At 44.7% G+C, this 7,424-nt stretch carries 7 protein-coding genes; 3 read left to right on the top strand and 4 right to left on the bottom strand.

From position 1 onward, the window contains the following. Positions 1-124: 124 nt before the first annotated feature. Both JZU62_RS09430 and pyrF read right to left on the bottom strand, forming a co-directional pair. Complete coding sequence (locus JZU62_RS09430; protein ID WP_295014176.1) at positions 125-271, bottom strand: hypothetical protein; 147 nt, start codon at positions 269-271, stop codon at positions 125-127. A 49-nt stretch (positions 272-320) separates the two neighbouring features. Further along, a complete protein-coding gene (gene pyrF, locus JZU62_RS09425; protein ID WP_295014174.1) occupies positions 321-1,004 on the bottom strand; it encodes an orotidine-5'-phosphate decarboxylase in 684 nt (227 codons plus the stop codon). 128 nt (positions 1,005-1,132) lie between these two features. Between pyrF and JZU62_RS09420 the strand changes: the two genes are divergently transcribed. After that, entirely contained in the window at positions 1,133-1,699 is a 567-nt protein-coding gene (locus JZU62_RS09420; protein WP_295014172.1) for a YceI family protein, read from the top strand. Here JZU62_RS09420 and JZU62_RS09415 read toward each other — a convergent pair whose 3' ends face one another. Together JZU62_RS09415 and JZU62_RS09410 are read right to left on the bottom strand one after the other, a co-directional pair. Next, positions 1,700-2,101, bottom strand: a complete 402-nt coding sequence (locus tag JZU62_RS09415; protein WP_295014170.1) for a hypothetical protein — start codon at positions 2,099-2,101, stop codon at positions 1,700-1,702. After that, positions 2,102-4,720 (bottom strand): valine--tRNA ligase, encoded by a 2,619-nt coding sequence (locus JZU62_RS09410; protein WP_295014168.1) that lies wholly within the window; start codon positions 4,718-4,720, stop codon positions 2,102-2,104. 211 nt (positions 4,721-4,931) lie between these two features. Between JZU62_RS09410 and fliW the strand changes: the two genes are divergently transcribed. Continuing rightward, the gene (gene fliW / locus JZU62_RS09405; protein ID WP_295014166.1) at positions 4,932-5,315 is read left to right on the top strand and encodes a flagellar assembly protein FliW; all 384 of its coding nucleotides are present in this window, start codon (positions 4,932-4,934) and stop codon (positions 5,313-5,315) included. 35 nt (positions 5,316-5,350) lie between these two features. Next, positions 5,351-7,423, top strand: coding sequence for an ATP-dependent helicase (locus JZU62_RS09400; protein WP_295014164.1), 2,073 nt, complete (start codon positions 5,351-5,353; stop codon positions 7,421-7,423). Position 7,424 lies beyond the last annotated feature (1 nt).

Here is a 7,424-nt window from a genome sequence, read left to right as displayed (position 1 = left end):
TTGCCAGTACGTCTCCTTAGCAGGGAGGTGGATTCAGCCGCTTTCCTACTCGTCCAGTATTATTAAGAGGGCGTAATTATAAGCAGGTATAGATAATAAGCACCTTAAATCGGTGCTTATTGGCTTAAATTGCGGGAGAGTTTTGAGGATTTGAGATCACTTGATCCAAAAGGGCTTCTAATTGCATTGCAAGAACTTCATTAGTAGCTTTCGCTTCGGCAATTTTCTCTTTGAGTTTGACAACTAACTCGATTTTATCCATAAATTTCATGCAGACTCCTTGCAAGTATTTGCAAAAATAAAGCAAGGAGTATTCCAAATTATAATAGGGCGAGTATTTTTTCCACCATTTCGGCAGGATTGGCAGCTTTGTAGATAGGGCGTCCGACAACGATAAAGTCCACTTTTTCATTGTGCGCCACCTCTACCGTGGCAACCCGTTCCTGATCTCCCGCATCTTCGCCGAACGGACGGATGCCGGGAGTGAGAGTTACGAACGTATCAGAGGTGAGTGATTTGATCGAGGCGCTCTCATAGGCACTGCACACGACCCCATCCAATCCCGCTTCGTGAGCGTCCTGTGCGAATTGATCGGCTTTGGTCGCAATGGTCTTTCCATAGACATGGTTAAATTCACTCTCTTCGAACGAGGTGAGGGCAGTCACCGCGAGGACGAGCGGGCGATTTTCATACGGTTCGAGCCGTTTCATTACTTCGCGCATCGCTTTACGCCCTGCTGATGCGTGGACGTTGAACATATCGACACCCAGTCCCATGATCGATTCGGCGGCATCCGCCATCGTGTTGGGGATGTCGTAGAGTTTGAGGTCTAAAAAGATTTTAAAATCGGGGTTGATAGCTTTGATAGCATCGATAAAAGGTTTGCCATCTCGTATGTAGGAGCGTAAACCTACTTTTAGCCAGATCGGATACTCTTCGATTTTTTCGATGAGGGCTAAATTCTCTTCTTGACTCGGGAGATCGAGGGCGACGCAAAGTTGCATGGTGAACCTTTGGAGTGTGATACCAAAAGTATAACGAAGCTTAAATTTATTGCTCATTATTTTTGTATTAATAATTCATTGTGTAAAACACCATACAATAAAGGAAATAATAACCCAAAGGATTGACGATGAAAAAGAGTTTATTCGCAACAGTTATGGCGACTTTAATGATCGGTTCTAGCTGTGTCTCCGCAGCGGTCTATAAAGTTGACCCCTCTCATTCGACGGTTGGATTTAAAGTTAAACACATGATGATCAGTACTGTAACGGGAAAATTCGGTAATTTCAGCGGTACGTATGATTTGGATAAAGGGGTATTCAAATCCCTCAGCGGCGCTATCAAAGCCGACTCTATCGATACGGGGATTGTAAAGCGGGATGATCATCTGCGCAGTGCCGACTTTTTTGATGTCGCTAAATTCGGGGATATAACCTTTGTGATGAGCAGTGCTACTAAATCTAAAATGACAGGTAACCTAACCATTCACGGCATCACCAAAAAAGTGGTGTTGGATGTTGATATGGGTGGTGTGGTCGAAGATCCGTGGGGTAATCAACGTTCGGGCTTCGTACTTAATGGTAAAATTAACCGTAAAGACTTCGGTTTGAACTGGAACAAAGCGATCGAAGCGGGCGGCGTTGTCGTCGGCGATGAAGTAAAAATGGTTGTAGAGATCGAAGGGATCGCGGAGTAATTAGAACGTTTTAATAAATCCGTCCCGTTTGGGGCGGAACCCGCTGAGATCATCAATAGAAATTCCTCTTTGTTTTCCCCACACTAAAATACTTTGACATTTGTGCATTTTGGCATAGTCACACAGATAATCGACCATTTCACCGCTGAGATTCTCACATCCGATGTAGGTGACGAAATCATCCACGATCAAATGTCGACCCAACTCCAAATTTTCCCGTATACTCACCCCTGCATAGACCTGTAACTCTCCTCGCTGATAGGCACCGATGGGGCGATAGTCTTTGGGGTATTGTGAGGTGATGAACGCATCGAACACTTCGGAGGTGAGTTCCGTGCGTAGCGTTGTGAGGAGGGCAAACCCCTCAACCAGCTCGGACGGTGAAAGTTCCCGAAATTGCACTTAATTACCTAGAGCGCTGAGTTGAGCAGTGATTTTAGAAATTTTATCTTCGGCATCGGCAAGACCGTTGCGGTTTTCAGCAATAACGGCTTCAGGTGCATTGGCGACAAAACGCTCGTTTGAGAGCATTCCGCGTAGTTTATCTACCTCTTTTTGGAGCTTTTCGCGCTGTTTGGTGAGTCGGTCGATGATCGGGCTGAGATCAATCGCATCGGTCGGGAGATAGACTTCGACACTATCTCCGATGTCACTGATTGCATTATCGACTTTAGACTCGGTAAAGTGGAGTGTTTCAACTCGCCCCAAACGGATGATAAATGGTTCCATCATAGAATGATTTCCGCCGCATTTGAGGTAGGCGAGATCGATTTTTTGGTTGCCGAGATCGACGAGGGTTTTAGCACGGCGGATCGTGACGATAGCATCCATAATGATCGCGAACTCTGCCTCGATAGCTTCATCCGTTTGTGTATTTTCAGGGTATGCCATAATCATGATGGAGTTACCCTCTTCGAGGGATGTTCCTGAGAGCTCATGATAGAGGTATTCGGTGATGAACGGCATAAACGGGTGGAGAAGTTTCATCGACTCTTTGAAGATACTTCCCAGCTCATCTACGCTCTCTTTGGACGCTTTGCCCAGCTCAATACCCCAGTCGCAGAACTCATTCCACAAGAAGCGATAGAGTACCGTAGCCGCATCATTAAAGCGGTATTCGTCCAAGAATGCTCTTGTCTCAGCGGTCGCACGATGGAAACGCGAGAGCATATAACGACCCAACGGAGTGGTGATCTCTTGATCCGTCAAATCTTTGAATGTCGGAACATTCATTTGGAGGAATTTGGAAGCGTTAAAGAGTTTATTGGTAAAGTTACGGCTTTGTTCCAATCGGTCGTTACTGAGGCGGATATCACGTCCTTGAGCCGCAAGGACAGCCAACGTAAAGCGGAGTGCATCGGCACTGTATTTTTCAACCATGTCGAGTGGATCGATAACGTTTCCTTTGGATTTGGACATTTTTTGACCGTTTTCATCGCGCACCAATGCGTGGAGATAGATGTGATTAAATGGCAATTCGCCTGTAAAACTCTCCCCCATCATCATCATACGGGCTACCCAAAAGAAGAGGATGTCAAATCCCGTAATAAGGAGGGTATTCGGATAAAAGCGCGCCATATCTTCGCTTTGGAAGAGTTGATCTTGAGTAGTATCACCGTTCCCCCATCCCAGCGTCGAGAACGGCCAGAGTGCAGAACTAAACCACGTATCGAGAACGTCAGGGTCTTGGGTGAAGTTTTTACTTGCACAATGAGGGCATGAAGACGGGACTTCTTCTAAACTTGCCCACTCATGATTACAATCATCGCAGTAAAACACAGGGATACGGTGTCCCCACCACAGTTGGCGAGAGATACACCAGTCGCGAAGTTCTCCCATCCATGCGTTGTAACTGTTAATCCAGTGCGGAGGGAAAAACTGAGTTAGCCCCTCATTGGTTTTATCGATAGAACCGCGCGCTACCTCTTTGCGGACAAACCACTGTTTGGAGATATAGGGCTCTACGATATTTTTACAGCGGTAACAATGACCTACTTGGTGGGTGTGTTCTTCGATTTTCTCGATAAATCCAGCCTCTTCTAGACGTTTGACGATGACTGCACGGGCTTCGAGACGCTCTAACCCTTCGAACTCGCCTGCGTGGTGATTCAACATCCCTTTTTCATCGAATACGGTGATGAATTCGAGATCGTGACGTTTGCCCACTTCGTAGTCGTTCGTGTCATGCGCTGGGGTGACTTTAACGACACCCGTTCCGAAATCACGATCAACATGGCTATCGGCGATGATTTTGATGTCGCGGCTGATGAGGGGGAGGGTGACACTTTGTCCGATGAGGTGGAGGTAACGCTCATCATCGGGGTGTACCATGATCGCGGTATCGCCGAAATAGGTCTCTGGACGAGTCGTAGCAACAACGATATGACCGCTTCCATCGGAGAACGGATAGCGCATGTGGTAGAAGTTCCCTTGGTGCTCTTCGTGCTCTACCTCGATATCGCTGAGTGCACCGTCATGGGTACACCAGTTGACCATATAGTTACCGCGAATGATGAGGTTTTGGTTATAAAGATGGACAAATGCCTCTTTGACGGAAGATTTTAGCCCCTCATCCATCGTAAAGCGCTCACGGCTCCATGCGGGAGAGACACCGAGTTTACGGAGTTGTCCCACCATGATTCCGCCACTCTCCTCTTTCCATGCCCACACGCGCTCTAAAAATGCATCGCGACCGAGTTCCTCTTTGGTTTTACCCTCGGCGAGAAGCTGTTTTTCTACGACGTTTTGCGTCGCGATCCCCGCATGGTCAGTTCCCGGTTGCCAGAGGGTCATGTAGCCGTCCATCCGTTTGTAGCGGACGATGATATCTTGGAGGGTAAAGGTGAGGGCGTGTCCGATATGAAGCCGTCCAGTAACGTTCGGTGGAGGCATCATAATGGCAAAATGTTTATCCTGTTTTGCGATTGATTTATTGCCGTCGATTTCGAAAAGCCCGCGATTTTCCCAGATAGGATAATAGTTCTCTTCAATATTTTTGGGATCGTAGTGTGTAGCGGACATAAATAGACCTTGATTGGAAAATATGGGCGAATTATATCAAATTTTTGAGGAACGGTAATTGCTTAAATTCTTGACATTATTGTTTTACCAAAAGTACAGAAAATTATTCATTGTAAAGTAACAAAATAAATAAAAAAATGTTATTTATAATTAATATGTAGTATAATGGTTTTGCTAAAAAAGCAGAAACATCTTGATTAAAGGAAATGAAATGCAATACGAAGTTAAATCAACGATATTAGGATTTGATCAAGTAACAAAAGTAGAGTTGAGCGAAATCGATGAGATGTTTGCTACTCTTAAAAGTTGTGACGGTAGTAATATCAGTTTCACGGTCGTAAATCCGTATCTTTTACGTGAATACTCTTTTGATCTCACATCTGAAATCAGAGGTTTACTCAACATTAACGAAGATTCAAAGGTAGTGGTATATAATATCGCCGTTATTCAAGACCCGCTCGATGAATCGTGCATCAACTTCCTAGCTCCGCTTATTTTTAATCAAGACAACGCGACTATGGTACAAACGGTATTAGATGCAAAAGATCATCCCGGTCTCGGTTTAGCTGAACCGATCAAAAAATTTAAAGCATAATCTAGCCTCTTTTTATGGGGGCTTCAAGGAGCCTCTTGCCACTCTCCCGTCTCAACGATCAGCAATACACTGCCGCAACTGCTCCCTATGGACATAATCTTATTATCGCATCGGCCGGTACGGGGAAAACCTCGACGATTGTGGGACGTATCGCCTATCTGATCTCTCAAAACGTGAAACCCGAAGAGATATTGCTTCTCACCTTTACTAACAAAGCGGCGCAGGAGATGGTGGAGAGGGTAGCGGCGTTTTTCGGTCGTGAAATCGCCTCCAAAATCGATGCTGGGACATTTCATGCAGTGAGCTACCGATGGCTCAAACGCAAAGAGGGAAAAGTAGTTTTGAAACAACCGCGTGAACTTAAAACCCTTTTTCGCAGTGTGTATGAAAAACGGACATTTAGTCATATCGATTGCGCGACTTCGGCATATGGGGCAAACTATCTCTATGATGTTTATTCTTTTTATCAAAATACGGAATTGAGTGTCAATTTTGAAGAGTGGATATTGACCCGTCAGGATGAACACGCGGTTTATGCCGCCATTTATGCCGATATCATCGATGAGTTTGAAGCGCTCAAAAAAGAGTACGGCTTCGTCAACTTCAATGATTTGCTTCTACACATGCGCGATCTCGCACGTGAGAGCGATTTGGGGTACAAAGAGGTATTGATTGACGAATACCAAGATACCAATGCCCTTCAGGGGACATTGATCAATGCTATGCGTCCACCATCGCTCTTTTGTGTAGGAGATTATGATCAGAGTATTTATGCCTTTAACGGCGCCGATATTTCTATCATAGGTTCGTTTACGACCAATTTTCCTGATGCTGAGGTTTATACCCTCAACAAAAATTATCGCTCAACCATCCCGATCCTCTCGCTTGCCAATACTGTCATCGCCTATAATGAGCGGATCTATCCTAAGGCACTTGAAGTGACGCGTAATCACGAAGCCCAAAGCCCTTCGCTTCTGATTTATGATGAATTGTTTGATCAGTATCACGGGATTGCTCAAAAAATCGGTGATTCTTCTACTAATCGAGAAGAAATCGCAGTTATCTTTCGTAACAACGCTTCGGCGGACGGTATCGAAGCAACCTTGCGTGAAATGGGAATAGCATGTCGTAGACGCGGCGGAACCAGCTTTTTTGACTCCAAAGAGATAAAAGCGCTTTTAGATATGTACACGTTACTCGTCAATGAATCGGATATGATGGCATTTATCCATCTGTTTGATTATGCCAAAGGGGTAGGGAGTGCTATCGCAAAAGAACTTTTTGTTGCACTTCAAAAGTTAGGTCGTGGTTCATTTTTGCGAGGATTGTATTCTCCTGATTCTGAAGTTTCTAATCCATTTGAAAAACGGCGTTTGAATCATCAGTTGGGACTGTTTGATGATTATGCGGAATTAGGAAGTGCCGGGCGGTTTGCAAAACTCGGATTTGATCCCAATTTTATGGGGAATCCGATTTTAAAGCATGCTAAACTTTCCAAAGACTCAGCTACTTTTTTACACGATTTATTTACCCTTTTTCGTCAATTACGCGATATTAAAGAGCCAAAGGCAGCTGTTCAAAAAATAGCCCTTTCGGCATTGTATGGGCATGTTGTTGAGATGCTCTCAACCAGACGCGCAATGACAGAAAATGGCTCAATCGATGAACGTGCAAAAATCGAGTCACAGGAACGAATTCGTCGAAAATGTACCTTACTATTTGAACTATCACGTCCTTATAAAGATCATGAACGCTTTTTAAATGCGATGGTTTTAGGTTCTCAGGATTTGACACAAGGAGAGGGGGTTCATCTGCTCAGTATCCATGCTTCTAAGGGATTGGAATATCAGGAAGTATATGTGATCGATTTGATGGACGGGCGGTTTCCAAACCGTAAACTGATGAGTCGAAGTGGAAGTATCGAAGAAGAACGTCGGCTTTTTTACGTGTCAGTGACACGGGCAAAAGATCGACTCTTTTTGAGCTATGCGAAGTATGATAAGATTAAAAAAACCAACTTTGTCCCCTCTCAATTTTTATTTGAGGCAGGGTTGATTCCGAAAGATGAACTCTACACCGCTTTAGTTGCTAAAGAGACAAACGAGTAAC

The sequence above is a fragment of the Sulfuricurvum sp. genome (assembly GCF_019163035.1).
GTDB lineage: Bacteria > Campylobacterota > Campylobacteria > Campylobacterales > Sulfurimonadaceae > Sulfuricurvum.
Note: the sequence above shows the minus strand (reverse complement) of the source record. Positions and strands in the feature narration are given on the sequence as shown.

Coding starts and splice junctions, on each gene's coding strand:
- fliW (WP_295014166.1), top strand. CDS start 4,932: ATGCAATACGAAGTTAAATCAACGATATTAGGATTTGATCAAGTAACA.
- pyrF (WP_295014174.1), bottom strand. CDS start 1,004: ATGCAACTTTGCGTCGCCCTCGATCTCCCGAGTCAAGAAGAGAATTTA.
- JZU62_RS09420 (WP_295014172.1), top strand. CDS start 1,133: ATGAAAAAGAGTTTATTCGCAACAGTTATGGCGACTTTAATGATCGGT.
- JZU62_RS09410 (WP_295014168.1), bottom strand. CDS start 4,720: ATGTCCGCTACACACTACGATCCCAAAAATATTGAAGAGAACTATTAT.
- JZU62_RS09430 (WP_295014176.1), bottom strand. CDS start 271: ATGAAATTTATGGATAAAATCGAGTTAGTTGTCAAACTCAAAGAGAAA.